This window comes from Burkholderia sp. PvR073 (genome assembly GCF_054055695.1).
In genome coordinates this window covers 186100-213027 of the sequence record NZ_JBSRXO010000002.1, presented here as the reverse complement: position 1 = coordinate 213027, position 26928 = coordinate 186100, and the positions used below count along the sequence as shown (strand labels likewise).

Genomic DNA, 26928 nt, shown 5'->3' with positions numbered 1-26928 from the left:
GGGCCGGTGTCGGCGTCGCAGCATCGGGCGGGTAAAGGCGATTCGGTCGGTCGCGCGTCAATTCTAGAACGCCGGTCGCGAACTGGCCGTCCCCCGCCTGCTTCCCCGCTGGCGAAAAGTGGCGGCCACCGCGCGTCCCGTTTGTTGACAGGCGGCTTTTATGTGCGTTCGATCGCGGATACCCTTTCATCTTCGCATTCGCATCGCCACTCATCCGGTGGAGGCTCCCCCATGAAACCCCGAATCAGCGTGCTGACCCTCGGCGTCGACGATCTCGACGCCGCCGTGACGTTCTATCGCGACGGGCTGGGTTTGCCGACGCAAGGCATCATCGGCACCGAGTTCGAACACGGCGCAGTCGAATCCGGCGTTGATGCCGGACGATTGACGGCAGCAGCCGCATTGTCCAGAGCAAATGCATACCGTCACAGCACCGGCAACACCGCCCGGATATGCTCCGCAAACGCGGCCGTCAGATGCGACGGCCGCTTCCGGTCGAAGCGCAGCGTAATGCCCACCGCCGGCAGCGGCGGCAGCCCGCGATCGCCGGCGAGGATCGCCAGATCGGCAGGCACCGCCGTCTGCGTCATCACCGCGAACGCCTGCCCCGAACGCACGAGCGCGGTCAGCCCCGCGAGGCTGCTGCTCGCATACGCGACGCGATAATCGCGGCCCGCGCGATGCAACGCATCGCAGGCCGCGATGTGATCGAGCGTATCGGGATCGGAAAGCGCGAGCGGCAACGGATCGAACTGCGCGGCATCGAGGCCCGGATAACCGATCCAGACCAGTTGCTCGCGACGGATGACGTCGTCGGTCGATCCGTCGTCCGGCAATGAAATCATCGCGAGATCGACCGCCCGCTTGTCGAGCTGCTCGAGCAACCGCGGCGTCGGCCCGCACACGACCTCGACGATCGCCAGCGGATGCTGGCTCGAGAACTGCCGCAGCAGCGGCGGCAGGAACACGGCCGCGTAATCGTCCGGACAGCCGAACCGGATGCTCCCCGACAACCCGGTGCCGCACAGGTCGGCCATCGCCTCGTCATGCTGCCGCAGGATGCGCTGCGCATGCACGAGCAGCCGCTCGCCGGGGTGCGTCAGCACCACGCCGCGGCCGGTGCGCTGGAACAGCGGCTGGTCGATGCTTTCCTCGAGCCGGCGCATCTGCTGGCTGAGCGCGGACTGCGTGCGGCCGACCCGCGCCGCCGCGCGGCTCAGCGAGCGCACCTCGGCGATGACGACGAACGAGCGCAGCAGGTCGATTTCGAGCGAGCGTCCCAAGGTATTAGCTCCCTTTCTACCTTGCATAAGCACTATTCGTTTCCATAAAACCAGACCCACGCCTAGACTGCAAGCGATCCCTGCCTGGTCCGGAGAAGCCCGATGTCCCTGAACGACGACGCAACCTTCTGGCACAACGCCAGGCAGCACCTGATCCGCTACGGCGGCACCTTCGAGCCGATGATCATCGAGCGCGCGCAAGGCAGCTTCGTCTACGACGCCGACGGCCGCGCGATCCTCGATTTCACGTCGGGCCAGATGAGCGCGGTGCTCGGCCACAGCCATCCGGAGATCGTCTCCGTCATCAGCGAATACGCGGGCAAGCTCGATCACCTGTTCAGCGGGATGCTGTCGCGCCCGGTCGTCGACCTCGCGACGCGCCTCGCCGACATCACGCCGCCCGGCCTCGATCGCGCGCTGCTGCTGAGCACCGGCGCGGAATCGAACGAAGCGGCGATCCGGATGGCGAAGCTCGTCACCGGCAAGTACGAGATCGTCGGCTTCGCGCAGTCGTGGCACGGGATGACGGGCGCGGCGGCGTCCGCCACGTATAGCGCCGGCCGCAGGGGTGTCGGCCCGGCCGCCGTCGGCTCGTTCGCGATTCCGGCGCCGTTCGCGTACCGGCCGCGCTTCGAGCATGGCGGCGCGTACGACCCTCTCGCCGAACTCGACTACGCATTCGACCTGATCGATCGCCAGTCGAGCGGCAACCTCGCCGCGTTCATCGCGGAGCCGATCCTCAGCTCCGGCGGCATCATCGAATTGCCGGACGGCTACATGGCGGCGCTCAAGCGCAAGTGCGAGGCGCGCGGAATGCTGCTGATCCTCGACGAAGCGCAAACCGGCGTCGGACGCACGGGCACGATGTTCGCGTGCCAGCGCGACGGCGTGACGCCCGACATCCTCACGCTGTCGAAGACGCTCGGCGCGGGGCTGCCGCTCGCGGCCGTCGTCACGTCCGCGCAGATCGAGGAGCGCGCGCACGAACTGGGCTACCTGTTCTATACGACGCACGTGTCGGATCCGCTGCCGGCCGCGGTCGGCCTGCGCGTGCTCGACGTGGTGCAGCGCGACGGCCTCGTCCAGCGGGCGAACGTGATGGGCGACCGGCTGCGGCGCGGGCTGCTCGACCTGATGGAGCGCTTCGACTGCATCGGCGACGTGCGCGGGCGCGGGCTGCTGCTCGGCGTCGAGATCGTCAAGGATCGCCGGAGCAAGGAGCCGGCGGACGGGCTCGGCGCGAAGATCACGCGCGAGTGCATGAACCTCGGGCTCAGCATGAACATCGTGCAGTTGCCCGGCATGGGCGGCGTGTTCCGGATCGCGCCGCCGCTGACCGTCAGCGACGAAGAGATCGATCTCGGCCTGTCGCTGCTGGAGCAGGCGATCGCACGCGCGCTGTAACGCCCCGCCCTACCTCGCACGCGCCGCCGCGCCGGGTCGAACGGCCGGCGCGACGGCTCGGGAGGTCCGGTCGATCAACGCGCTTCGGCCGCCCATGCTTCGGCATCGGCGCCGGCCGGGATGCGCATCGGGCACGACGGATCGGTCGCCGCACGCCACACGGCTTCGGCGACGTCCCGCGCATGGGTAATCGGCGCGGATTCGTCGACCATGCGCGTAAAAGCCGCCGCGGCAAACTCCGCATAAGCCTCGTGCTCGAAGCCGTGCACGTGCACGCGCGCGTTGTCGGCGAAACGCGTGTCCGGTGCCCGGCCCGGCAGCACGAGACGCGCACGCACGCCGAACGGTTCGAGTTCGAGCGCCATCGATTCGGTGTACGCATTGACCGCCGCCTTGCTGGCGCGATAGGCGGCGAGCAGCGGCAGCACCTTCAGCGTGACGCTCGACGTGACGTTCACGACGACGCCGGCCCCGCGCCGGCGCAATTGCGGCAGCACGGCTTCCGTCACCGCGATCGTGCCGATCGTGTTGGTCTCGAACAGCGCGCGCACGGTGTCGAGCGGCATCAGTTCGGCCGGCGCGGCCGCGCCGAAACCCGCGTTGTTGACGAGCACGTCGATCGGGCCGGCGGCGTCGATCGCCGCGCGGATGCTGTCGGGGTTCGTGACATCGAGCGCCAGCACGCGCAGGTGCTCCGACGGCGGCAGGACGTCCTCGCGCGGCGTGCGCATCGTCGCGACGACCTGCCAGTCGCGGGCCAGGAAATAGCGGGCGATCTCGAGGCCGAAGCCGGAGGAACAGCCGGTGATCAATACGGTCTTCATGCGAACTCACTCCTGTGACGTGTTGGGCATGTGTTCGTACGATAGATGGCCGCATCCGTATTCGCTACAATCGAAAATCCGATTTTCTTTTGCGAGAGTCCGGCGATGATCGATCCGCTAGCCGAGGTCGTGACGCTGCTGCAGCCGAGCACGCGGTATTCCAAACTCGTTCACGGCGCGAGCCCCTGGCGCATCAGCCGGACGGTTGCGGGCGAGCCGTTCTATTGCGTGGTCCTGGAAGGCGGGTGCCAGGTCGCGATCGACGGGCATCCGCCGATCGCGCTGCTGCCCGGCGATTTCGTGCTGATTCCGGCGGCCTACGGCGTCGCGATCTCCAGTCTCGAGCTGCCGCCGCCGGGCGTCGAAACGGCCGCGCCGGTCGTGCTCGACAACGGCGAATACCGGATCGGCGACGCGAGCCGCCCGGTCGACGCGCGCATGATGGCCGGCCACTGCAGCTTCAGTTCGCCCGACGCGGCGCTGCTCGTGTCGCTGCTGCCGCAATACGTGCACGTGCGCGGCGAACCGCGCCTCACCACGCTCGTGCAACTGGTGCGGGACGAATCGCGTGCGCAGCGGCCGGCGCGCGAACTCGTGCTGTCGCGCCTCGTGGAAGTGCTGCTGATCGAGGCATTACGGTTTTCGGCAGACACGGGCACATCGCCCGGCCTCGTGCGCGGTCTCGCCGACAGCCGCCTCGCCGCCGCGATCCGTGGGATGCACGAACGCCCCGCGCACCCGTGGACGGTCATCGAACTCGCGAAGGAAGCGGCGCTGTCGCGTTCGACCTTCTTCGAACGCTTCAGCCGCGCGGTCGGCGTCGCGCCGATGGAATACCTGCTCACATGGCGCATGGCGCTCGCAAAAAACCTGCTGCGCCGCGACGAGGGGCGCATCGCGGAAATCGCCGGGCGCGTCGGCTACAGTTCCGCGAGCACCTTCAGTGTCGCGTTCACGCGGCACGTGGGCCGGCCGCCCGCGCAATATGCGCGCGACGAACGCGCGGCGGCGAGCGACGCATGACCCGCACCCGCAACCGCCACTCCGCGACCTGCGTACACTACCGGTCACGCAACGACGACGCGCGAGGCAGGCGATGACGACAGCGGCAAAGAACCTCGACACGCGCGACCACTGGCTCGTCGCGCGGCGCGATGCGGAAACCGGCATCGAAAGCCTGCACGCGCATTTCAACGGCCATGCGTACGATGCGCACGATCACGACGACATGCTGGTCGGCTTCACCGAACAGGGCGTGCAGCGTTTCCAGTGCCACCGTTCGCTGCATACGAGCGTGCCGGGCCGCGCGATCCTGATCGAGCCCGGCGCGATGCACGACGGCCATGCGCCCGAAGCGGGCGGCTTCACCTACGGGATGCTGTACCTGCCGCAAGCCTGGGTCGAACGCGCGGCGCGCCGGCTGGACCTGCCGGGCCTCGGCAGCGTCGAAGCCGCGTTCGGCCATACGCTCGTCGACGACCGCAGCCTCGTCGAGGCAATCCGGCATGCGTTTGTCGCGATCCACGGCAACGAAGGCCGGCTCGCGCGCGATCAGACGCTCGACCGCCTGCTGACGCGGCTCGGCGGCGAACTGCGTGGCGTCCCGCTCGCACTGGAAAGCAGCGTCGTGCCGCCGGCGATCGCGCGCGTGCGCGATCTGCTGCATGCGCACATGGATGGCAATCTCGGCCTCGACGAGCTGGCCGGCGCCGCCGGGATCGACCGGTTCCGCTTGACGCGGCTGTTCCAGCGCGCGTACGGCACCTCGCCGCACGCGTACCTGGTGCGCTTGCGGCTGCGCGCCGCGCGTCGGCTGCTGGCGGCCGGCCGCACGCCCGCCCAGGCGGCCGCGGACGTCGGCTTCGCCGACCAGAGCCACCTGGGCCGCTGGTTCCGCCGCGCGTACCGGATCACGCCGGCCGCGTACCGGCAACTGTGCACAAACGTTCCAGACTGAGCGCGCGCGACATCCGATCATGCGTGCTTCAACGAGGAGCAATCATGATCGATACCAAGGTGGCGCTGATCGTGCGCGACGATCTCGCGGCGTGGCAGAAACTCAATGTCGTCGCGTTTCTCGCGACGGGCGTCGCGGCCGAAGCACCCGACGCGCTCGGCGAGCCTTACGAAGATGCGGCAGGCCGCCGCTACGGGCGCATGCTGGGCCAGCCGATGCTGGTGTTCGCGTCCGACTTGAACGGGCTGCAGGCCGCCCACCGGCAGGCGCTGTCGCGCGAACTGACGATCGTGCCGTACGTGCATGCGATGTTTTCGACCGGGCACGACGCGGCCAACCGCGAAGTGTTTCGCGCCGGGGATGCGGAGAATCTGGATCTGGTCGGGCTGGCGCTGCACGGACCGAAGAAGGCCGTGGACAAGGCCGTGAAAGGGCTGGCGTTGCACGCGTGAACGCGCGTGCAACGCGGCCGTGTTCAGATGTAGTCCGAATTGAGCGACGATCGCAGCAAAATCGGTCGCGGCTTTCTGCAGTCTGCCATTCAGTCCGCAAAAGCATCGGCTTCGCCGCCGGCCCGTTGCAGGCCGGCGCCTTGCCGCGCATCAACCGCCGAGGTACGCCTGCTTGATCCGGTCGTTCGCGAGCAGGTTCGCGCCCGTGTCGGCCAGCACCACGCGCCCTGTTTCGAGCACGTAGCCGCGATCGGCCACACCGAGCGCCTTGTTCGCGTTCTGCTCGACCAGGAACACCGTGACGCCTTCGTCGCGGATCGTCCGGATGATGTCGAAGATCTGCGCGATCACGAGCGGCGCGAGGCCGAGCGTCGGCTCGTCGAGCAGCAGCAGACGCGGCTTGCTCATCAGCGCGCGGCCGATCGCCAGCATCTGCTGTTCGCCGCCCGACATCGTGCCGGCCCGCTGCGTCGCGCGCTCCTTCAGGCGCGGAAACAGCTTGAACACGTGCTCGATGCCGTCGTCGATCTCGTGACGGCTCGCGAAGAAGCCGCCCATCTTCAGGTTCTCGAGCACCGCCAGGCTCGGGAACACGCGCCGCCCTTCCGGCGAGATCGCCATCCCCTGCCGCATGATCTGGTGCGTCGACATCGCGGTGATGTCGTTGCCCTCGAACAGCACGCGGCCCGACGATGCGCGCGGCGTGCCGCACACGGTCATCATCAGCGTCGTCTTGCCGGCGCCGTTGCTACCGATCAGCGTGACGATCTCGCCCTTCTTCACCTCGATCGACACGCCCGCGAGCGCCTCGACCGCGCCGTAGTGCGTATGGACCTGTTCCAGCTTCAGCATCACTCTTCCCCCAGATACGCCTTGATCACGCGCGGGTCGTTGCGGACCGCTTCCGGCGTGCCGATCACGATCGGCCGGCCGTGCTCCATCACGAGGATGCGGTCCGACACGCCCATCACGAGGCTCATGTCGTGTTCGATCAGCAGCACCGACACGCCGAACTCATGGCGCAGCTTGTCGATCAGGTGCTGCAGCTCGATCTTTTCCTGCGGGTTGAGACCGGCCGCCGGCTCGTCGAGCATCAGCAGACGCGGCTCGGTGATCATGCAGCGCGCGATCTCCAGACGCCGCTGGTGCCCGTACGACAGCGTGCCGGCCGGCCGGTTGGCGACCGACCTCAGCCCCATCCGGTCGAGCCACACGGCCGCGCGTTCGAGCGCTTCCTTCTCGGCGCGACGATAGGCGGGCGTCGAGAACAGGCCCGGCAGCAGCCCGGCCTTCACCTTGCGATGCTGCGCGACGAGCAGGTTCTCGACGACCGTCAGCGACTTGAACAGGCGGATGTTCTGGAACGTGCGCACCAGGCCCTTCAACGCGATCTTGTGGCTCGGCAGCCCGCCAATCGCGTGGCCGTCGAGCACGACGTCGCCGCCGGTCGGCTTGTAGAAGCCGCCGACGCAGTTGAACACCGTGGTCTTGCCTGCGCCGTTCGGCCCGATGATCGCGAACACCTCGTTGCGGCGCACGTCAAAATCGATGCCGTCCACCGCGAGCAACCCGCCGAAGCGCATCTGCAGCCCGGCGACCTTCAACAGTTCTGCATTCGCGCTCATTGCGGCAGCTCCACGTGGGGACGGCTCGCGGGCAGCAGGCCCTGCGGACGCCACATCATCATCAACACCATCACCAGACCGAAGATCAGCATCCGGTACTCGGCGAAGCCGCGCGCGACTTCCGGCAGCACGGTCAGCAGGATCGCCGCGAGAATCACGCCGAGCTGCGAGCCCATCCCGCCGAGCACGACGATCGCGAGGATCAGCGCCGATTCGATGAAGGTGAACGACTCAGGATTCACGAGGCCCTGACGCGCCGCGAAGAACGCGCCGCCGATGCCCGCGAACGCCGCGCCGAGCGTGAACGCCGACAGCTTGATGCGCGTCGGGTTGAGACCCAGCGAACGGCACGCGATCTCGTCGTCGCGCAGCGCTTCCCACGCGCGGCCCATCGGCATGCGGATCAGGCGGCTCGTCACGAACAGCGTGAAGCCGACCAGCACCAGCGCGATCAGGTACAGGAAGATCACCATGTGCTCGCCGCTGTATTCCAGCCCGATCAGCTCATGGAAGGTCTTCGCGCCTTCGACGCTCGCCGAGCGCGCCATCTCGAAGCCGAACACCGTCGGCTTCGGAATGCTCGAGATGCCGTCCGGGCCGCCCGTGAGGCTCGTCAGGTTGTTCGCGAGCAGGCGGATGATTTCGCCGAAGCCGAGCGTGACGATCGCGAGATAGTCGCCGCGCAGGCGCAGCACCGGGAAGCCGAGCAGGAAGCCGAACGTCGCCGCCGCGATCGCCGCGATCGGCAGGCACTCCCAGAACGACAGCCCGAAATACTGGTTCAGCATCGCGTACGTATAGCCGCCGACCGCGTAGAACCCGACATAGCCGAGGTCCAGCAGACCCGCGAAACCGACCACGATGTTCAGCCCGAGACCGAGGATCACGTAGATCAGCGCGAGCGTTGCGACGTCCACCGCGCCGCGCGAGCCGAAGAACGGCCACACGAGGCCGACCGCGAGCAGCACCCAGATGACCACGCGCTGCTGCTGCGCGCCCATCGCGGGCAGCGCCGGCAGCTTCACCGCCGATTTCGCACGCACGAGCCACGGCTTGAACAGCTGGAACAGAAACACGGCCGCGACCGCGATCCACACCGGGCGCCAGTGCGGCGTCAGCACTACCTGATAGCCTTCGAGCTTCAACTGCAGCCCGAGCACCGGAATCGTGAGGATCGCCGTCAGGAACGCGGCGGCCACGGCATTCTTCAGCGCCTGGCTGACCGACGCGTCGGCGGCCGGACGGCGAACGGAAATGACTTGACTCATCTGCGTCTCCCTTAGACCTTTTCGATGTCCGACTTGCCGAGCAGGCCGGTCGGGCGGAAGAGCAGGATCAGCACGAGCAGGCCGAACGCAACCACGTCCTTGTACTCGGCCGGCATGTAGCCTGCTGCGAAGGTTTCAGCGAGGCCCAGCAGCACGCCGCCGAGCATCGCGCCCGGGATGCTGCCGATCCCGCCGAGCACCGCGGCGGTGAACGCCTTGATGCCCGCGACGAAGCCGATGTACGGATTCAGCTTGCCGATCGTCAGCCCGATCAGCACGCCGCCGACGGCCGCCAGCATCGCGCCGAGCACGAACGTGAACGAGATCACGCGGTTCGTGTCGATGCCGAGCAGGTTCGCCATCTTCATGTCCTCGGCACACGCGCGGCACGCACGGCCCATCCGCGAATGCGAGATGAACAGCGTGAGCGCGATCATCAGCACGAGCGTCACGCAGACGATCAGGAGACGCGCATACGGAATCGTCACGTCGAAGTCGCCGCCGAGATGGATCTCGAACGCGCCGGAGATCAGCACCGGCACGGACACGTCGCGCGCCCCCTGGCCGATCTGCACGTAGTTCTGCAGGAAGATCGACATGCCGATCGCGGAGATCAGCGGCACGAGGCGCGGGCCGCCGCGCAGCGGGCGATACGCGACGCGCTCGACCGCGAAGCCGTACAGGCCCGTGACGATCACCGACACGATCAGTGCGGCGCCGAGCACGAGCGGCAGCGGATAGCCGGCGGAGATGCCGATCGCGGTGAGGGTCACGAGGCCCACGTACGCGCCGATCATGTAGATCTCGCCGTGGGCGAAGTTGATCATGCCGATGATGCCGTAGACCATCGAATAGCCGATGGCGATCAGCGCATAGATCGCACCCAGCGTCAGGCCGTTGACCAGTTGCTGGGCGAATTGAGGAAAGAAGTCAGTCATGTGCGGGAAGCTCCCGTTGGCGCTGGTCGCATGCCGTCGCCGGATCACGGCGTTCGGCCGCGCGCAACGCACGGTGTCGTCTCGGGCCGCCCCTTGGCCGCGCAACGGCCAAATGCGCACGCGCCCTGCCCGGGTGACGGGCAGAGCGGTGCGCGGGGCGGGTACTCCGTATTACCGGGCGGCGGTCTTCGTCGCGTCCTTGTGCCACGTGTAGACGACGAACTTGAACGACTTCAGGTCGCCCTGTGCGTCATACGCGACCTTGCCGATCGGCGTGTCGAACGTCGTCTTGTGCATGTACGCGGCGACCTTCGTCGGATCCGTCGTCTTCGCTCCCGCGATCGAGTCGGCGATGATCTTCACCGCTGCGTACGACGGCATCTGGAACGGGCCGTTCGCGTCGCGCTTCTTGTCAGCGAACGCCTTCACGAGGCCTGCGTTGGACGGGTCGGCCGAGAAGTCGGCCGGCAGGGTGACCAGCATGCCTTCCGAAGCCGGGCCGGCGATCGCCGTCACGTCCTTGTTGCCCACGCCTTCAGGCCCCATGAACGTTGCCTTCACGCCCTGCTCGCGCGCCTGGCGCATCAGCAGGCCCATTTCCGGGTGGTAGCCACCGAAGTAGACGAAGTCGACGCCTTGCGACTTCAGCTTCGTGATGATCGCCGAGTAGTCCGAATCGCCGGCGTTGACGCCTTCGAACAGGACGACCGGGATCTTCGCGCCTTCGAGGTCCTTCTTCACCGACGACGCGATGCCCTGGCCGTACGACTGCTTGTCGTGCAGGATCGCGACCTTCTTCGGCTTCACGTTGTTGATGATGTAGTGCGCGGCGGCCGGGCCTTGCTGGTCGTCACGGCCGATCGTGCGGAAGATGAAGTGGCGCTTCTTGCCTTCCGTCAGCTGCGGCGCGGTGGCCGACGGCGTGACCATCACGATGCCTTCGTTTTCGTAGATGTCGGATGCGGGGATCGTCGAACCCGAGCACACGTGGCCGATCACGTACTTGATCTTCTGGCTGACGATCTTGTTGGCGACGGCGACGGCCTGCTTCGGTTCGCAAGCGTCGTCCATCATCACGACTTCAAACTTGTTGCCGCCCGCACCGCCTGCCGCGTTGATCTGTTCGATCGCGGTCAGCGCGCCGGCCTTCACCATGTCGCCGTATTGGGCGACCGAACCGCTCATCGGACCAGCGATGGCGATCTTCACGGTTTCCGCTTGCGCGGCGGCGGCGCCGGCGGCGAACAGCACGGCGGCGACGGAAATGGACGTAAGACGGGACAGCGTCATCAGGAGCTCCTCGATGTTGTTAGTCATACGGGCAAAGGCGGCATGACTTGCGCAATCGAACAGCACCCGGGGCGAGGACATGGGACACGCCCGAGACACATGAAGACGGACCTGCGGATGGATGATGCGTAGCGGGGCCCGGCTCTTGCAGTCCCCGAAGGGGACGTCTGGTTCGGAAAGACATCGTGATGCGTCTTGCATTGCGCAAGCGTTTCGCCTGCCCCGCTTGCCAAATTGCTCGTTCGGAGGGATGGTCCGACAGCCATTGGCAAGGCAGCCGAAATTATATGGGCGTTTTTAAATCGTCTGTCAAAAATGCCGGTGTTATGAGGGAAAACACGGAGAAACTTGCCGGGTGGCGGGTGGCGATTGCGGCGCAACTTGGTGGAGGTGGTAACGTTTGCGGTGGGTGCAATTGGGTTGCGATTTTGGGTGGGTAGGTGAGGTTGGAGGCTTGCTGGGTGGGCTTCGTGGTGAGTTTCGGGTGCGCCGCGTACGATCTTTTGGTTTTATAGGGTCTGATGCGTCTGAATCAATCAACTGATGATTGGGTTGGCGTGCACCGATGCGGGGCGTTGGGTCGGAGCGGTCAATCCTTCTGTTTGCTGACGAATCCGACTCACGCGAAAGCTTATTGTTATTTTTATGAAATAATGCGAACTCGCCTCTGCAATCCAGCCAGCCTTCCTGCGTGTCGCGTCCGCCGCGCCCCGTAGTCGCTTCAGGGCCGCTTCGACACCCTTCCGTCGCCCAGCCGCCAGCCAGTGATCTGCCGTTTTTCTCTCATTGCATATCACCTGTTCGGATCGCCAATGAATCATCCTCTCCGCTTTTCTTCCGCTGCCGCGCTTGCTTGTGCGCTTTCTGTCTCTACTGTTGATGCTTCCGCGCGCGATTCGCTGATCGATCGGTCGGGCGGCGCCAACGTGTTTCGTTCGGAACGTCGGGTTGTGGTTCGGGATGATGGGCGTGTGGCGCGGACGACGCGGCGCGTGAAGTATGCGGCGCCAGTCGAACGTAGTCCGTTCGATACGCCGGATACGCGGCCGTTGCGGGTTTCGGGCGATACGCTTGCACCGCAGTCTCCGGATGAACACGGATCTGGCGATTCGGCGTGGCCTTCGAATCGCGTCGCGCTCGGTGCGGGTGGGAGCGATAGCTTCGGGCGCGCGTTGCCTAGGCACGAACAGCGTGAACTGAACTGGAATGAATACCTGCGGGCCAGTGGGTCACATGCTCCTGGCGGCGGCAAACCGTATGCGCCGACGCGACCTTTCGATGCCGCGCACGGTCCGCACGGTGCGCCAAATCCATACGATCCGTCGGTGCCGCAGCCGGACACACGGACGTTCTATGACAACGGCGCGGGTTCGCATTGCACGGCTACGGGCGGTGCTGGGACGGCTCGGTCGTCTTGCAATATCGCTTGGTAAGGTTTGGTGGTGGCTAGTAGCGGCGGCCCTGCGTGTTACGCGGCTCTGTGTGATGCGGTCGCATGCAATGTCGGGGCGCGCATTTGCGCGAGTTGAAATTCGACTAGGCCGCGCGGTACTATTGCGCGGCCTTTTCTATCATCGATTCATCGGCAATCATGGTCGAGACGTAGTTCATTGCGCTACGCTAGCCGTTCAATTGATCCGCCTCAGAACCAATCGAGCCGATGTGTAGCGCGGCTGCTCAACATCGACACCAACTGCGGCGCCGACGCCGTTTATACCCTCCCTGCACAAGTTCGTGGTTCAAGGGGTTCCGAGATTGAATAACCACTCGTGATATTTTCTCTTGTCCTGATCGGACAAGACATCTGCAACGAGATCCCAGGCAAAGTCCTTCTGAGCGTTCATTTCATTTTCAACTAGATTGGTTACATGCCCACCAATCAACTCGAAACTTTCTAAGTAGTCAATTCGATTGATCAGAACCTCGGCGCATGCAACCAACCGTTCGACATTGTGCCCAGTACACCATTGGGCCAGGAAGGATAGCCCTGCGAGCAAATCAGTCGTCCCCTGGGCCACAGCATCGTCGTCCATTGCGACTGCATCAGGGTCCCAGTCCACTTGCTCTAGGTCACTTAGCGGATTGGGTGTTTGGTTTCCACTCCACACTTGATCCAGGTAGTCGCCAACTCGCTGTTTGATCTGTGCACTTGTACCCGTCGCATGCGTGGCAAGAAACTCGAATATTGCATCATCGTGCGCAAGCCCAATACAGCACCAAACACCAAAACGAGCAAGGTTATCGAGCTTCCCTGCGGCAAGAATTGATCCGAGATATTCTTTATGTGTCTCGATATCGGACATACTAATCTCCTAATCAAAAATCCCACCAGCTTGATCCACGTGGGGCTGGCACGATGGACACAACGCATTCCTTTGCAATCCGCCCCAAGAGATACCCCATCGACTTACCTCGGCACCTTCGGAAAGATTGCGAAAAACAATTTACTCCGCATAGTTTTCGATCTCATCAAAAACCATCGATAGATTTCTTCCCATAGGAAATATTTTATTCTGGCACTCCCATCTTCATAAGCGCTTGTCGTTGTGCCGGACTTAGCCGGCCCCCGTTTCCCGCCGCAAATAGCGGTGTCTTGCCATTGATCTTGGCCTCGACGATCGATACTGTTGAAATTCGTATTGAGCGCGCATCCCCCCCCCACCACCGGCCAAGTTGTGGACTTCCGGTGCTTTCCCGCTAAATTCCCCATATGCCCAGCCCCCCCGGATCGACCCAAACTAATGGATTGACACCGTACCCATAGGGGTTCCTTCCAACCAGCAGGCAGATCGGGGCGGGATTGATGAAACGTCCGATGTCCGGTCCAGATCGATCTCACGCACCTGCGTGCACAGCCGCGCCGCGACACCGACAAGCACCGCGTCGCCGACATCGTGGCCGAGGCAGTCGTTGATTTCCTTGAAGCGGTCGCAGTCGAGATCTAGAAAAACAAAAGCCCACGCTTCAAAAAACGTGGGCCGAGTGAAAACCGCCGACAGGATCGCAACGCCGACGTGCTCGGTTCGCCTGCAGCAAAACAAGCTCAAGCGACCGAACACGCCGTGCAAACCGGCATCAGCGAACTACTTGCACGACGCGGAATCCATACGGCCAATTGACAATCACGGAAACCTCCCGGCGGGTGTTTGCCCGACGATGTTTGCCCGGATGTTGCAGCTAAAGTGTTCCGGCGACGGACCATTCTGCCAGCAACCTCATCGCATCAAAAAAACAATTTGATAGTCAAATATCAAAAAACCACTCAATGAATTCATTGAACCCACCCCATTGAGCCTTCGCATTGCCCGCCACGAATTCTTTTAAAGAGTTTCCCAACCCAACATCAAAAACCTGGCCCGTTTCCATGTTGTAGAAATATCCTCGCTCCCCCGCGAATGAATCCAGGGGAATATATGGCTCTGGTATTTTAAGAATCTCGCGAGCAACCCTCAATCTACCATCATAGTCGGAATTATTCAAAAACCAGCAGATTTGATAGATCTCTCCATTTTTCGACGTGAATGTCGGACCATCCTCCACGTGCAAATAAAATTGCGAAAAATCTGATGAAATATCAAACCCCATTTTTAGCAGGGCATCCTTATATGTCGGCTCAACATCATCAAACCACCATTTTTTATTCTGACAAAATAAAATAATCTTATTTGACAGCATATCAACCTCCACATCGTCCAGCAGATTTTCTTCGGTCCACTTCAGCGGCAGCACGTTGCTTCCAATATGCCTCACGGTCCGCATTGAATGTATCTCTATTCACCGGATTCACCGGGTGCGGATTGGGCAAATAGGGGTGCAGTGCATTACTACCATAATACCGTTGATGGGTGTCCGCCGACAATTCAAACAATGCGCCCAATCCATCTTGATTCGAATGATGCAGGTTAAGCTGTGAATACACACCGTTTTTCACAACAAACGGACTTTTCCCACTTGCAGCCAAATCAAGGTTGGTTACTGTCCCGCCCCGTGTGTTCACCGGCAAATTCCAGTCAATTGCTTGTTGATAAACAGTATGAGTGCTCCCGGACGGCGCAGCGAATACCGACGGGGTGAAGAACCCTGTCAACCCCCACGGATCAATCCACGAGAGCGGGTTGGGTGCGTACTGGTACAGGTTGATCCCGCCCCGCAACGAGATCGGGTCGGGGTTGATGAAGCGACCAACGTCGGGATCGTAAAACCGGAACGTGTTGTAGTGCAGCCCCGTCTCCCGGTCCAGATATTGCCCCTGGGAACGCAGATTCTGCGGTCGCGGTACGTGAGCGGGTGTCGATGTAGTTGACTGCACCTCGCCCCATGTCGGCATAGACCTCTGCGGCTCTTGTGCAATCCACTCCTCCTGCACCGCGTTACCCCAAACCTTGTAACGTGCCTGCCAGATCAACTCACCGTCTGAGTCAGTCAGTTCCTCGGGCATTCCCGAGACGTCGTTGTGGAAATAGTAGACGGCGTCCCTTGCATTGGCGTCATTCGCTGCCGATGCACGCTGGTCGATCCGCGCAAGCGGCACATAACTATTGGACTCGTACAGATACGTCAGCGCTTCCTCCCCCTGACGATCGTGATAAGTCTCCTGCACGAGTCGCATGCCATCCCACAGAAAATCCGTACTCGCGTAACTGCCATTGAGCTTCCGAATCCGCCGGCCGAACGCGTCGTATTCGAAATGCGTGGTCCCGACGCCGAGCCGGTCCTTCGTCACAACAGACTTCAGCTGATTCCAGTCGTCGTACTCAAGCACCAGCTCTTTGGCGGGGCCGTGCCCACTCAGCTTGCGAACCAGCCGCCCGTACGCGTCGTACTCGAAGCGCTTGTCCTCGAACATCTTGAGCCGGTTGTGCTCGACATAGCCTCCCGGGTGATCGCTCGACACCAGGTTGGCCGCCGCGTCCCAGCGAAACACTTCCGACGGCAATCCCGGCCCTGCCGCCTGTTCGATACGCCCGGTCGGGTCATACCGATAGCTCGTCGTGCCATAACGCTGATCCCGCTTCTGGATCACGTCGCCTGCTGCATCGTATTGCCACTGCTTCGCGAGCAACTCGCCGCCCGCCTTGCCTCGCTGCGCAGCGTGCCGCGCCCGACGACCCACCGCGTCATATCCGAAATGACTCGTCAGCTTGCCCTGCGTCCGTAGCACCTCGCGATGCAGATCATCCCGTTCGATGTCTGCGACCGCAGCACCATCGAAACGAATCTGGTGCACGTGTCCCGAACCGTAATGCAGCCAATCGATCGTCCGCTCACCGGAGATCGTCGTGCTGACGCGATTGCCAAGCTCGTCATACGTATGCGCAAGCCAGCCCGTCGGCATGTATTCCTCGAGGACCTCTCCGCGCGCGCCGTATTTCAGGTTGACCCGATTCTTCAGCGACGGACCACGAGCCGCCAGCGTGTACAACTCGGCCGATGCGACCCGGCTCGCCTTGTCATACAGGTATTCACATCGCTCATGCGTGGCCTGCTTCGCCGTCAGTCGCCCGATTGCGTCGCGTTCGTATCGCGTCTCGATCTGCCCATCCCGTACGATCGTGCCTTGACCGCACACGTCGTATTCGTAAGTTCGTTTATGGCCATCGAGACCAATCTGCGCGGCCAGAAGGTCGCGACGGTCATACTGGAAGCGATACGACTCGCGATTCTCATTGGTCAAGCTCGCCAGCCGGAACGCATCGTCGTAACCGAACCGCACGACACGATTGGCCGCGTCCGTGCGTGACAGCAACAATCCACGCGGATTGAGTTCGTAGCGGGTGCTGCGCTGGTTCGCATCGACGACCTCGACGAGACGCCCGGCCGCATCGTACCGAAACATCTGCCGCGCGCCATCGGCCGTCCCGATCCCGGTGACCCGCCCCATCGCATCCGTTTCGTACACGGTGGCCTGCCCCGCCGCATCGGTCACACGCGCAAGCGCCCCACGTGCGTCATACGCGAACCGCGTGACCTTGCCGGAACAATCTGTGTACGAGGTCAACTGCGCCCGACCATTCCATTCGAGGAACTTGTACCCGCCACGCGCGTCGCGAATCGTGTGCACGAGCCCACGCTCATCGCGGTAATACTCGGTCGCGAAGCCGGCCGGATCGCGCGCCATCGTCAGGTTGCCGCGCTCGTCGTAGCGGTAAATCCAGCGCGCGTTGGCGGGATCGGTTTCCGCTACCGGCAGATCGTAGTGCCCGTTCCATTCGGTGCGCTCAACCTGGCCGAGCGCATCGATACGCTGCGTCTGCCGCCCCCGCTCGTCGTATTCGAAGCGGGTCGTATTCCCGGCCGGATCGGTCGTGCTGACCAACTGCCGCATCGCGTTCCACTCGAGTTGCCATACATGGCCTTCGGCATCCGTATGACTGGTCGGCTGCTGATCCTCATTCCACGTCCACTGCGTAACGCGACCGATCTGGTCCGTAATCGTCACCGTACGCCGCGCGAGATCCGCATCGAACGTGTACGCTTCGCCGTCGTCCGTCCAGTGGCGCACGACACGCGCATCGCGACCGACTCCCTGCCACGCATAAAAGCACTTCAAGCCGCCGCGCAACGTGTGCTGGACCATCAGTCCGCGTTCGTATGCGAAGCGACGCGCGGTGTGGCCGCTGCGATCGGTGACGGCCACTAGTTCGCCTGCGTCGTTGTATGCGTAATGCACCAGCGTGTCGGGTCGTTCACCATCGACGCCGCGGCTCAACTCGATCGCGGCAACGCGTCGGGGGTGCGATCTTTCATAGACCAGCGTCAGCATGCGTCCGGCACTGTCACGCAGCCGCGCGGGCCGCACAACCCCAGCGGCAGCTTCCTGCTCCACCTCGATCCAGTTGCCGTTGCGATCTTCGAGCCGCCACAGCGTGAGCGTCTCGCTGTCCGCATCACGACGAGCGCGGCCGAAATCGCGATACAGCCCATCGACCGTTTCAACCACGTAGTGGCCGCCTTCGGTGCAAATCAGGTAAATACCTTCCGGCACGCTGAAATGACTCTCACCGGGCGGCACGGCCGGGAACACGATATCGCGCCCCTGCTCGTCCCAGTACGTGATCGACGTGACCTCGCCATGCTCGCGCGCCAGCCGAAGCTCAACGCTGATCGGCACGCTCCAGCTCGGCCCGAACAGACCATCCGCACGATCATCGTGGCTGCTGTAGAAGCGCTGCCACACGATCGGCAGCGGCCCGGACAATGCGAAGTCGGTATCGTCCGTGCCGTCGAGAATCTTGCCGCCGGTAATGACGTTGACCGGGTGGCCGGCCGACGGCCTCGCCAGGCTGCCAAGCCACGTACCGAAAGCACCGGCCGCAAAATTAATCGCGAGACACGGCACCTTGCTCTTCAGAAACTGCCCCCAGCTCATCTTGCCGCGGCCACAGACGGCCAGCGCAATACCGAGCGCGGCCCCGAGCCATCCGAGCCGCGTGGCCGACTTCACGTCCCGCACCCGCTGCGTGCCGCCGCCGATGAAAACGTCGTCGGAACCTTCGGCGATCGTGCCGTCGCAAGTCGTCTTGTCGCCAACGCGTGCAGCCGGCTGGTCGTTGATGTAAACGCTCCCCGAACCGTCGGCTATCATCTGCGGCCCGGAATGGTCCGTGCACGCAACGGTATCGAGGTCGCCCGGCTGTGCCGCCCGCGCGGCCGGCTTGTCGTTGACGTAGACGTTCCCCGAGCCGCTCGCGATCTTGCCTTTGATCTCGGGCGGCGCGATCGCATCGGCCAGCGCCTTCGCCCCGTCGTCGATGGCTTCGTTCATGCCGCTCGCTTCCATCAGCGCGCCCGAGCCGACCGCCACGCCGACACCGATCGCGATCACGAGCGGCGTCGCCAACCCTGCCGTGCCGATTTCCAGCGCGGCGAGGCCGACGAACACCAGCCCTTCCATCGCCTCCGCCACCAATGCGCCGACGACGGCACCGCCGATCACCGACCCGACCGTGCCGGCAAGCTCGCCCCAGAACGACGTGTGCTGGATCGGGTCTTCGAAGCGCGCGGCCGCGAAGTGTTCCGCGCTCACGACACGTCACCCGGCCCGAGCAGGGTCGGTCTGGCGCCGCGCGGCTGGAAACTGGCGAGCATCCGGTCGGCGATTGCCTGCTGTTCGTCGGTCAGCGGCGCCGCGCTGGTCAACGTCATCACCAGCACGCGACCGGCGTCGTCCGACGGGAACATGGTCTGGACCTGATGCCAGAGCCGGCCGTCGCGCTCGTGCGTCGAATCGATCTGGATACCCGCACGCCCGGCAACCGTGACCGGCCGGCGCGCCTTCTCGGTCAGCATCCTGGCATCGCGCGACGCCACTTCCCATTCGCGCGCGACGAACGCGTCGAGATTCTCCCCGTCGCGAAACCGCCCGCGGGCGATCACGAGGTTGAGGCCGCCTGGGCCGGCGTTCATCATCAGGATGTTGACGGTGCGGTCGAGCGCCGCGTCCGGCAGTTCGAAGGTGCCTTCGTGGATTGCGTAGTGCATGGCTGGTTTTGTTCGAGTTATTTGTTGAGATCGATGCGCTTGCCGTTGACCATCACGCCGTCGTCGGTCATCAGGATCACGGAGCCCTTGTGCTCGAGGCGGATGCCCTCCGGCGCCAGCGAGATCGAGCTGTCCTGCACCTTCAGCAAGATGCCGCGCTCGGCCACGTAGGCTTGCGTCCCGCCGCCGCCATCCTTGGCCGGCGTCGTCACCTCGACTGTGGTCGCGGTCGTGCTGCGCTTCTCGGCGATCGTCTCGGTCAGGTTGCCCTGCGGAATCTGCTTCTCTTCACTACCGGTCGCCACGAGGACGGTACGCATCGGCCCCAGCACCTTGTGCGTCTCGCTGTTCTCGACCACCGTGTTCATGTCCTTCTGCGCGTGCATGAAGAATTCCTGCATGCCGTTCGTGTCGGTCATGCGGATCTCGTTCGATCCCTGCCCCTTGTGCGTCTGGCTCTTGATCCCCACCGTCTGGCCAGCCGCGCCGTGATACGGGTTGCCTTGCTCGCCGTTGAACACGCGGCCGACGATCACCGGGTTGTCCGGATCGCCCTGATTGAACGCCACGAGCACTTCCTGCTTGATCCGCGGAATCGCGGCCGCACCCCAGCCGTCACCCGCCCACGGTTGCGAAACGCGCACCCACATCGAGTCGGAGCCGTCCTTCTTGCCGCGTCGATCCCACGGAAAGTGCACCTTCACTGCGCTCCCGTTCGTATAGATCTCCTCGCCCTTCGGGCCGACGACGATCGCCGACTGCGTGCCATGAATCACCGGTTTCGGCGTCGCACGCGGCGCGCGGTACGGAATCTTCTTCGGCAACAGCGCGAAGCTGTTGCGGTACGGCAGTTTGGCGCTGTGCTGCGTGTAGTCGTTCACGGCCTCGTGTCGCACATGCAGGATCACGTATTCCTGGTTGTTCTCGAGGACCGGATGATTCGCCACGGTCACGGCGCCGGCCGTCGTCATGCGCCACGCATAGCCGCCGCCGGTATAGCGATGGGCCTGCGCCTCTTCGGCTTCCATCGCGAAACGCGCATAGCGATTGCCGTCGTCGCCGTGGTCGTACAGCGACTGGTGCTCGAACCGTTCGGTCGCGTCAAGCCGCGCATGCTTGAGGTTCTGCGGCTCGGCCTCAACCAGCATCAGCGGCGACGACGGGTTCTGGTAATTGAAGTCGCGAAACGTGACCTTGCCGACGCCGAAGCGCCGGCCTTCGTGCAACTGGTCGATACCGCTGTCTTCGCTCGCCTCGGTCGCGGCGAACGGCACGGTGGCCAGCCCGTCGATCGGACGGAACAGCAGGTTCGTGTCGCCGATCACGAGAAAGTGCTTGTCCTTCTCGTAGCGGTGCGTCCAGACCAGCCCCTCCTGCTCCATCAACCGCGCGCAGAAGTTGTAGTAAGACTCCTGGTACATCACGACGTACTCGAGCGGCTTCTGGCTCGTCCGGATATCGAACACGAAGTCGGAAAACCCGTGCTCCTGGAAAATCTCGGTGAGGATGTCCTGCGCGGTCTTGTTCTGGAAAATCCGGCAGTCGGTCGAGCGCGTCAGGAACCAGAACCACGGCACGGCCGTCAGGTGATACTGCGTGACATTCCCGGGGTTGCCGGCCCGGTCGAACGACGCCACGTAGCCATCGAAGTAACGGTCGTTCTCGCCGGTGCCCGCTGCCACGACGCGCTCGAGCGTCGACAAGCGCGCCTGCTGATCGAACCGGATCTTGACCTGCTGGCCGATCAGGTCGTCCGGGCGAAGGTCGTGGCGATGCGACAGCAGGTCGAGGTGGATTTCCGGCAACCGGTTCACGTACTCGTCGACGACGGCCGCGCTGACCAGCAGCACGTCCGGGCCAAGCGGCGTATCGAGCGTCACGTAACGATTGAGCTGGGTCAGGCGCGCGGGGTTGGCTGCGCCGTTGATCGCCTCGGCAATCGCGCCGGGCGTCTTGTCCATCAGCGAGAAACCGGTTTGCGCGAGCTGCATCGCGCGCTGGACGGTGTCGACGTGCCCGGCCAGGCCGGCAAGCGGCCCGAGGCTCCCGGCAACACTCGACGCGATCGGCGCGGCAAGGCCGCCGAGCGCGCTCAGGGATCCGAGCGCACCACCGCCCAAACCGTTGGGAATACCCCCGTTCGGAGCGAAACTCATTCTTGTTCCTTACTTATGTTCTCAGGTTCCATGGACCGGCTGACAGGCCCGGAGCCACGATAATGTAGGACAAAAGCCGACCGTGCGAAAGACGCTCCGCAAACGTTTTCGTTCCGCCCCTCATAATCTCAAGCCTAGGCCAACGGCTGAACGCCGGGACGCGGTTGCCCGCGGCGAAGCACCGCGCCGGTATGCGCGGATATCAGCACAATCTGCACGAAACTTGTGACAGGCACGTGCGGGGAGAAGCATCGCTCCATCACTTGCGCGAGTCCGCTCAGGCTGAACCCGGCGAAGCGCTGCTCGTCCACGACCAGTCGCACTTCCAGTCCCGATACGAACGCCGACGCCGGCTTGCCGGGCAGCCAGCACCGTATGCGCGCGGTCGACAGCGAGACGAGCGCATCGAAGCGCCGACCGGCGTCGACGGAGCCTTCCGCCCAGCGTACGCAAAGCCGCCGAAGCTGGGCCAGCCCGCCGTTGTCCAGCCGGATCGCCTGCGGGACGAGGAGCGACAGCAAATCCCACAGTTCGCCGTAGCGGAAAGCCGGCGGCCGGCTCCGGGTCGGCCGGTTCAGCAGCATGATCGCGCCCACCGGGTCGCCTTCGGCCAACGCCAGTTCGCACGTCTGCATCCCGGACAGATCGCCCTGCGTACAGGAAAGCCGGATCGCCAGTTTGCGCTTACCCGGATCGGCAGGCCGGCCGTCTCGGTCGGTCAACTGGAGTTCGACGCCGTGGAGCGGTTCTGGCGTCTCACCCGGGGCCGGGCTCGGCGTCCGCGCCTTGTCCGTCGGTTTGCTGTCGGGATCAACGAGCTTCTGTTTCGGTGCCCGTCTGGCCTCGTCGCGCAATACCGTCCAGAACAACCCCGGACGGCTGTCCATGCCGTGCCGTAGCGAATGAAACGGCGCCAGGCTCGATGTACCCACGTCGGAGATCTGACGAACGGAGTCGATCGACCAGATGCCCGCCTGCGACGTACCGGCCTGAGCCAACGCTTTCACCGGGTAATACGCGCAACCGGCGTGCGTCTCGATCGGCGCGGCATCGTCAGGGAACAGGTTGATCACCGGCATACAGAACAAGCGCACATGGTCAGCGGTCGCGGCGGCCAGACGCTGGCCGCGATGCGAGTCGGGATGCACGCCGGCGATCGCGAGGTGCAGCGCGACGCGACGACTATCTCCGGCGGCCCGCTTGAGCGGTCGCATGTCGACATCGACAAAGTCGAAGCGCTCCGGAGCGGCGCAGTACGCCATCAGCAAGTGAAACGGCGCCAGGGTGTCATCAGGCGGCATGTCGAGCAGCGCATCGGTCGGCTCGAGCCCGACGGCCGTCAATGCCCCGTCCGCAACGCGCTTCCAGCGACCGGAATCACCCACTTCGAGAAAAGTTCGTACGGCAAGCAGCAGCGCGGCGTCCGTGAGTGCCGCGACGACCTCGCGCGCGCCGGTGAAGTGCACGCGCAACCTGTCCGGCACGATCGCGAACGTCGCTTCCGTCGAGGTCAGTTCGAACGTGACGGTCAGCAACCCGGTCGTTTCCGGGGGCAACGCCGCGTCTCGCGGCGCGATCGCCGACGTCGTGTAACGCACCGCCGCAACGGTCAGCGGCACGATCGTGACGTCATCTGCCATCCGAAATACTTCCCGGCCGGCGGGTGCGACCAATCGATCACCGCGGAGGATGACGCGAGGTGCGGTCTGCTTGTCGGTCCGGTCACCATGGAATTGCGCGATCGCGCAGGACGGAAACGGGCGCAGGAACGCGCTGTGCAGTGATTCGAGAAGGGCGTGCGTAAACGCCGGCACATCATCTTCGAGGCGGATGTCGTGCGCCGCCGCCATCAACGCGAACGACTGCAGAAGACGTTCGACATGCGGATCGTCCGAACGCCCGCCGGTGATCGCAAGGCGGGCGGCGATTTTGGGATAACGCTGCGCGAACGTCTGCATCGAACGGCGCAGCAGCGCGATCTCGCGTTCGAAGTGCGGAAGCAGATCGTTGGGTTCGAGGGCCATACACGTTCCGGTGGCCGCTGCGCTCGCCGATGGGCCATGCAGCGTTCAAACAAGGCGGAACGATTCTATTCAAGCAATTGAAAGCCTTATTGCACATTCATCGCGCAGTGTCTGGTCACGCGTGACGCCGATTCGTCCCGGATGCCGCGAACATCAAGGTCCGCCGCGCGTGGACAGACGCTCCCGCGTGCGTCTGGCAATGGTGGCAAACAGTTACAACAGACCGCCCGCGACATTCCGGTATTCGTGCATTCAGCAACAGGCGCCGGCCGCTTGCGTGTCGACAGACGGCAACTCTAAATTGCCGCGCGCCATTGCGCGACACACCCCCTCACCGCGGCGAAACCACAATCGCCGCCCGCCGATTCTGCGCCCGCCCGGTTGGCGTCCGGTTATCCCCCACCGGATCGTTCTTCCCCTTCCCTACAACCGCAATCTGCTTCCCGTCCAGCCCCACATCCACCAGTTCGATCGCCACCACCTCCGCCCGCCGCCGCGACAGTTCCAGGTCGTAAGCCGCCTCCCCCTCCTCATCGGAGTACCCATAAACCCGCACCCCATTGATTCCAGCTGACTTCAACGTCCTCCCGATCCGCTCAACGATCCGCCTCACATCCGGCTTGAGGTTATACCGATCGAAATCGAACAAAATCGGCCCGCTCGACCCGAACTCGAACCCTTGCCCGGTCTCCTGAAACCCGGCCGACTTCAGCGCCGTGACCTGCGTCTGCGTGAGCCCCCGATGCAGCGGCGGCGTCTTGCACCCGCCGAGCAACAGACACAGCAGCACCGCGCTTGCGACGCACAGCCTCCCAATGCTCACCGGCAACGAGTTTTTCATCATCGTCCCCTTCGTATGCGCCCGCGCCGCGTGCGCTTCTTATCCCGCCGCCACGGCCTCGCCCGCAGCGCGAAACGATAGACATCAAACCCGCCCGGCAACGCCTTCCGCCAACTGCCACGTCCCCGGCCGCGCGCGCTTGGCACGGTACATCGCGGCATCCGCCGCCCGCAGCAAGCCGTTCGCGTCGGACGCGTGATCGGGATACAGCGCCACGCCGGCACTCATCATGGTGGCCACCATGCGTCCGTCGGGCAGCTCGATCGACGGCACCATGCCGGACAAAATCTCGTCGGCGATCCGGCACACGCTTTCCACTTCGCGCACAGTGCCCAGCATCACCGCAAATTCGTCGCCGCCCAGGCGTGCGACCAGATCGGTCTCGCGCACCTGCGTGCGCAACCGCGCCGCGACACCGATCAGCACCGCGTCGCCGACATCGTGGCCGAGGCAGTCGTTGATCTCCTTGAAGCGGTCGCAGTCGAGATACAGGATGGCGACCCGCTGCCCCGTCACCACGGCGTCGCAAAGCGACACTGACAGACGCGACTCGAACTGCGCGCGGTTGGGCAGCCCGGTGAGCGCATCGTGCGTCGCCTTGTGTTCGAGCGATGCGTTTTCGTCGCGCAGCGTGTTCTGCCAGTCTTCGAATTCGTCGAGCAACGCGTTGAAGTCGTCGCCGAGCTGGTTGAGCTCGGCGATCACCGCGGGCTCGACGCGCCGCCCGAACGCACGTTCGCGCCGCACGGCATGCGCGACGCCGGCGAGCGCGCGCAGCGGCGCAACGATGTTGCGCAGCAGACGCTTCGAGCTGACATACGCGCCGAGCACGCTGACGGCCAGGCAGCCGAGAATGCCGCCGATCCCACCGAGCAGGAATCCGAAGAACTGATGCCCGCGGCCACGCACGATGACCTGGCCGACGACGATGCCGTCGTGCATCACCGGGATGGCCACGGGCCCGGGCAACGCGAGAGCGGCGACACCGCGCTCGAGCCGGGCGATCCGGTCTTCGGTGGGCAGCTTCCAGGTCGCGAACAACTGTCCTCTGGCATCGGTGACCACCACCTGCGCGACGTCCTCGTCGTTGGCGATGGTTGCGATCGCCTCGTTTGCCGCGACGCGGTCGCCGAACACGAGCGCCGCCTCGACCGTATAGCCGAGCGAGCGGGCCAGCAGGTTCAGGTTGTTGCCGGCATACGCGCGCAACGCGATCACGGCGACGACGATCAGCGACACGGCGGCCATCGCAACCGCAACGAAGGCCAGGCGCAAATGCGCGCGACGCAGCACGCTTTGCAGCGTCGGGCGCGGCACACGTGAAGACGAAATGGGGGGCGCGGAACGTGTCATGGCATCAGCGGCCGTCGCGCGAGATTGAGCACGTTCGGATGCACGCGCACGCCGCTGCGCGCGACGGCGTCGAGATTGATGTCGAACGTGACGCGTTCGGCCTCGACCGTGAGGCAGAACATGGCACCTGCGGTGCAGGACTCGTCGTGTTCGGCGATCGTCAGCACCGGGCGGCCCGCCAGCGCGGCTCTTATCCGCGCTCGCTCATCGTCGGCCAGGATGCCGAGATAGACGACGTCGCACGCGAGGCCGAGCGCGGGATCGTCGAAGCGCACGCGCTGCACGTCGAGCGCGGTCGAGCCTGCCTGCAACGTGTCGGTCAGGCCGGCCGCGTAGTTGGGGCGACCGGTCACGCACAAATGCAGACGAACGGGTGTCGAGGGCCAGCGCGTGAAACTGACGATGCCGAGCACGACCTGGCGCACGGCGGAGTCGTGTGAGGAAATCACGGGACTGGCAGGACTGACGGCCGGCGCGGCGGCGGCGATTCGCACGGTTTCGCCTGGCTCTTCCGTATCCGCAGACGCCCCGGCGAGGACGGCCGGCGCACCGCTCAGAACGCAAACGATTGCGACGAACGCGTGGCGTAACGTGGCGACTCGGCCTGGCCGGCCGGACGCCGTACACGCAGCGATTGCCGCCGCGTACGCTGGCGTCGATACGGCTGCATGACTCGCCGCCGCCGCGCACACACTCGCATCCATGATGGAAACATCTGCTGCAGTCGTTCCCGGCGCTACCGCTTACCTGCATGCGCATGCAAGCACCGTCTCACGCGCACGATTGCTTCCATCTTAGGTAAAAATTCGTATCCCAAACCAGTGGGATACACCCGCGAATAACATCGGAAAGTATGTTGAATCGAGGCTGCTCGGGATAATGCGTATGCAGGAAATGCCTAATGCCCATCCGATCGTGACGGTAACCGATTGATCAGCGGATAGGACGACCGTGCGCGTCAAAATTCATACGTTCACGTTCGTCAGCGACGCACCGGACCCGCGTCAACCGCACACCGACGCGCAGTCAGTA

General features: G+C 64.2%; 22 protein-coding genes and 2 pseudogenes. 5 read left to right on the top strand and 19 right to left on the bottom strand.

Translation table 11 applies throughout. From position 1 onward, the window contains the following. Positions 1–231: 231 nt before the first annotated feature. Positions 232–360: pseudogene (locus ACVK00_RS08080) on the top strand (VOC family protein); the annotation flags it as partial. Positions 361–425: 65 nt separating this feature from the next. Here the strand turns inward: ACVK00_RS08080 and ACVK00_RS08075 are convergent. After that, positions 426–1310, bottom strand: a complete 885-nt coding sequence (locus ACVK00_RS08075; RefSeq protein WP_284895533.1) for a LysR family transcriptional regulator — start codon at positions 1308–1310, stop codon at positions 426–428. Between the two features lie 75 nt (positions 1311–1385). Here ACVK00_RS08075 and ACVK00_RS08070 point away from each other — a divergent pair, with 75 nt between their 5' ends. After that, positions 1386–2687, top strand: coding sequence for an aspartate aminotransferase family protein (locus ACVK00_RS08070; RefSeq protein WP_284895535.1), 1302 nt, complete (start codon positions 1386–1388; stop codon positions 2685–2687). Positions 2688–2761: 74 nt separating this feature from the next. On the opposite strand, the gene ACVK00_RS08065 is transcribed toward ACVK00_RS08070, so the two are convergent. After that, positions 2762–3511 carry an SDR family oxidoreductase gene (locus tag ACVK00_RS08065; RefSeq protein WP_228908249.1) on the bottom strand — a complete coding sequence of 250 codons (750 nt, stop codon included), beginning with the start codon at positions 3509–3511 and terminating at the stop codon, positions 2762–2764. Positions 3512–3556: 45 nt separating this feature from the next. On the opposite strand from ACVK00_RS08065, the gene ACVK00_RS08060 reads away from it, so the two are divergent. The 3 genes from ACVK00_RS08060 to ACVK00_RS08050 all read left to right on the top strand — a co-directional run bounded on the left by ACVK00_RS08060 (position 3557) and on the right by ACVK00_RS08050 (position 5920). Further along, positions 3557–4534: an AraC family transcriptional regulator gene (locus ACVK00_RS08060; protein ID WP_284895536.1), complete on the top strand. Its 978-nt coding sequence runs from the start codon at positions 3557–3559 to the stop codon at positions 4532–4534. Positions 4535–4607: 73 nt separating this feature from the next. Further along, positions 4608–5468, top strand: coding sequence for an AraC family transcriptional regulator (locus tag ACVK00_RS08055; protein WP_284895537.1), 861 nt, complete (start codon positions 4608–4610; stop codon positions 5466–5468). 44 nt (positions 5469–5512) lie between these two features. Next, the gene (locus ACVK00_RS08050) at positions 5513–5920 is read left to right on the top strand and encodes a DUF2000 domain-containing protein (RefSeq protein ID WP_138849408.1); all 408 of its coding nucleotides are present in this window, start codon (positions 5513–5515) and stop codon (positions 5918–5920) included. A 150-nt stretch (positions 5921–6070) separates the two neighbouring features. Here ACVK00_RS08050 and ACVK00_RS08045 read toward each other — a convergent pair whose 3' ends face one another. From ACVK00_RS08045 to ACVK00_RS07965, 17 genes and pseudogenes are all read right to left on the bottom strand, one after another. Further along, entirely contained in the window at positions 6071–6772 is a 702-nt protein-coding gene (locus ACVK00_RS08045) for an ABC transporter ATP-binding protein (RefSeq protein ID WP_284895538.1), read from the bottom strand. Further along, positions 6772–7545: a high-affinity branched-chain amino acid ABC transporter ATP-binding protein LivG gene (livG, locus tag ACVK00_RS08040; RefSeq protein ID WP_166721798.1), complete on the bottom strand. Its 774-nt coding sequence runs from the start codon at positions 7543–7545 to the stop codon at positions 6772–6774. Before livG ends, ACVK00_RS08045 begins: the two co-directional genes overlap by 1 nt. Next, complete coding sequence (locus ACVK00_RS08035) at positions 7542–8813, bottom strand: high-affinity branched-chain amino acid ABC transporter permease LivM (RefSeq protein ID WP_284895539.1); 1272 nt, start codon at positions 8811–8813, stop codon at positions 7542–7544. Before ACVK00_RS08035 ends, livG begins: the two co-directional genes overlap by 4 nt. 11 nt (positions 8814–8824) lie before the next feature. After that, complete coding sequence (gene livH, locus ACVK00_RS08030; RefSeq protein ID WP_006749488.1) at positions 8825–9751, bottom strand: high-affinity branched-chain amino acid ABC transporter permease LivH; 927 nt, start codon at positions 9749–9751, stop codon at positions 8825–8827. Between the two features lie 171 nt (positions 9752–9922). Further along, positions 9923–11041, bottom strand: a complete 1119-nt coding sequence (locus tag ACVK00_RS08025; RefSeq protein WP_166721800.1) for a branched-chain amino acid ABC transporter substrate-binding protein — start codon at positions 11039–11041, stop codon at positions 9923–9925. 1739 nt (positions 11042–12780) lie between these two features. After that, complete coding sequence (locus ACVK00_RS08020) at positions 12781–13344, bottom strand: hypothetical protein (protein WP_284895552.1); 564 nt, start codon at positions 13342–13344, stop codon at positions 12781–12783. A 9-nt stretch (positions 13345–13353) separates the two neighbouring features. Next, on the bottom strand, positions 13354–13485 hold the full coding sequence (locus tag ACVK00_RS08015; protein ID WP_435521285.1) for a hypothetical protein: 132 nt from the start codon (positions 13483–13485) through the stop codon (positions 13354–13356). A gap of 64 nt (positions 13486–13549) precedes the next feature. Continuing rightward, positions 13550–13681 (bottom strand): hypothetical protein, encoded by a 132-nt coding sequence (locus ACVK00_RS08010; protein ID WP_435521284.1) that lies wholly within the window; start codon positions 13679–13681, stop codon positions 13550–13552. 185 nt (positions 13682–13866) lie between these two features. Continuing rightward, positions 13867–13986, bottom strand: a pseudogene (locus ACVK00_RS08005) (diguanylate cyclase); the annotation flags it as partial. A gap of 298 nt (positions 13987–14284) precedes the next feature. After that, positions 14285–14770: a hypothetical protein gene (locus ACVK00_RS08000; RefSeq protein WP_284895553.1), complete on the bottom strand. Its 486-nt coding sequence runs from the start codon at positions 14768–14770 to the stop codon at positions 14285–14287. Further along, positions 14718–19067: an RHS repeat-associated core domain-containing protein gene (locus tag ACVK00_RS07995; RefSeq protein ID WP_354123262.1), complete on the bottom strand. Its 4350-nt coding sequence runs from the start codon at positions 19065–19067 to the stop codon at positions 14718–14720. Before ACVK00_RS07995 ends, ACVK00_RS08000 begins: the two co-directional genes overlap by 53 nt. Beyond that, positions 19064–19522: a DcrB-related protein gene (locus ACVK00_RS07990; protein ID WP_228908258.1), complete on the bottom strand. Its 459-nt coding sequence runs from the start codon at positions 19520–19522 to the stop codon at positions 19064–19066. Before ACVK00_RS07990 ends, ACVK00_RS07995 begins: the two co-directional genes overlap by 4 nt. Positions 19523–19539: 17 nt before the next feature. After that, positions 19540–21678 (bottom strand): type VI secretion system Vgr family protein, encoded by a 2139-nt coding sequence (locus ACVK00_RS07985; protein WP_354123261.1) that lies wholly within the window; start codon positions 21676–21678, stop codon positions 19540–19542. Positions 21679–21812: 134 nt separating this feature from the next. Further along, positions 21813–23702, bottom strand: coding sequence for a type VI secretion system baseplate subunit TssF (gene tssF / locus ACVK00_RS07980; RefSeq protein ID WP_354123260.1), 1890 nt, complete (start codon positions 23700–23702; stop codon positions 21813–21815). A gap of 331 nt (positions 23703–24033) precedes the next feature. Next, positions 24034–24543 (bottom strand): OmpA family protein, encoded by a 510-nt coding sequence (locus tag ACVK00_RS07975; protein WP_284895865.1) that lies wholly within the window; start codon positions 24541–24543, stop codon positions 24034–24036. Between the two features lie 84 nt (positions 24544–24627). Further along, positions 24628–25896 (bottom strand): diguanylate cyclase domain-containing protein, encoded by a 1269-nt coding sequence (locus ACVK00_RS07970; RefSeq protein ID WP_284895562.1) that lies wholly within the window; start codon positions 25894–25896, stop codon positions 24628–24630. Then, a complete protein-coding gene (locus ACVK00_RS07965; protein WP_228908260.1) occupies positions 25893–26600 on the bottom strand; it encodes a YfiR family protein in 708 nt (235 codons plus the stop codon). The genes ACVK00_RS07970 and ACVK00_RS07965 overlap by 4 nt, the downstream gene beginning before the upstream one ends. Positions 26601–26928 lie beyond the last annotated feature (328 nt).

Coding starts and splice junctions, on each gene's coding strand:
- ACVK00_RS08065 (WP_228908249.1), bottom strand. CDS start 3,511: ATGAAGACCGTATTGATCACCGGCTGTTCCTCCGGCTTCGGCCTCGAG.
- ACVK00_RS07970 (WP_284895562.1), bottom strand. CDS start 25,896: ATGACACGTTCCGCGCCCCCCATTTCGTCTTCACGTGTGCCGCGCCCG.
- ACVK00_RS08035 (WP_284895539.1), bottom strand. CDS start 8,813: ATGAGTCAAGTCATTTCCGTTCGCCGTCCGGCCGCCGACGCGTCGGTC.
- tssF (WP_354123260.1), bottom strand. CDS start 23,702: ATGGCCCTCGAACCCAACGATCTGCTTCCGCACTTCGAACGCGAGATC.
- ACVK00_RS08050 (WP_138849408.1), top strand. CDS start 5,513: ATGATCGATACCAAGGTGGCGCTGATCGTGCGCGACGATCTCGCGGCG.
- ACVK00_RS08075 (WP_284895533.1), bottom strand. CDS start 1,310: ATGCAAGGTAGAAAGGGAGCTAATACCTTGGGACGCTCGCTCGAAATC.
- ACVK00_RS08020 (WP_284895552.1), bottom strand. CDS start 13,344: ATGTCCGATATCGAGACACATAAAGAATATCTCGGATCAATTCTTGCC.
- ACVK00_RS08060 (WP_284895536.1), top strand. CDS start 3,557: ATGGCCGCATCCGTATTCGCTACAATCGAAAATCCGATTTTCTTTTGC.
- ACVK00_RS08070 (WP_284895535.1), top strand. CDS start 1,386: ATGTCCCTGAACGACGACGCAACCTTCTGGCACAACGCCAGGCAGCAC.
- ACVK00_RS07985 (WP_354123261.1), bottom strand. CDS start 21,678: ATGAGTTTCGCTCCGAACGGGGGTATTCCCAACGGTTTGGGCGGTGGT.
- ACVK00_RS08045 (WP_284895538.1), bottom strand. CDS start 6,772: ATGCTGAAGCTGGAACAGGTCCATACGCACTACGGCGCGGTCGAGGCG.
- ACVK00_RS07990 (WP_228908258.1), bottom strand. CDS start 19,522: ATGCACTACGCAATCCACGAAGGCACCTTCGAACTGCCGGACGCGGCG.
- ACVK00_RS08025 (WP_166721800.1), bottom strand. CDS start 11,041: ATGACGCTGTCCCGTCTTACGTCCATTTCCGTCGCCGCCGTGCTGTTC.
- ACVK00_RS08055 (WP_284895537.1), top strand. CDS start 4,608: ATGACGACAGCGGCAAAGAACCTCGACACGCGCGACCACTGGCTCGTC.
- ACVK00_RS07975 (WP_284895865.1), bottom strand. CDS start 24,543: ATGAAAAACTCGTTGCCGGTGAGCATTGGGAGGCTGTGCGTCGCAAGC.
- ACVK00_RS07965 (WP_228908260.1), bottom strand. CDS start 26,600: ATGGATGCGAGTGTGTGCGCGGCGGCGGCGAGTCATGCAGCCGTATCG.
- livH (WP_006749488.1), bottom strand. CDS start 9,751: ATGACTGACTTCTTTCCTCAATTCGCCCAGCAACTGGTCAACGGCCTG.
- livG (WP_166721798.1), bottom strand. CDS start 7,545: ATGAGCGCGAATGCAGAACTGTTGAAGGTCGCCGGGCTGCAGATGCGC.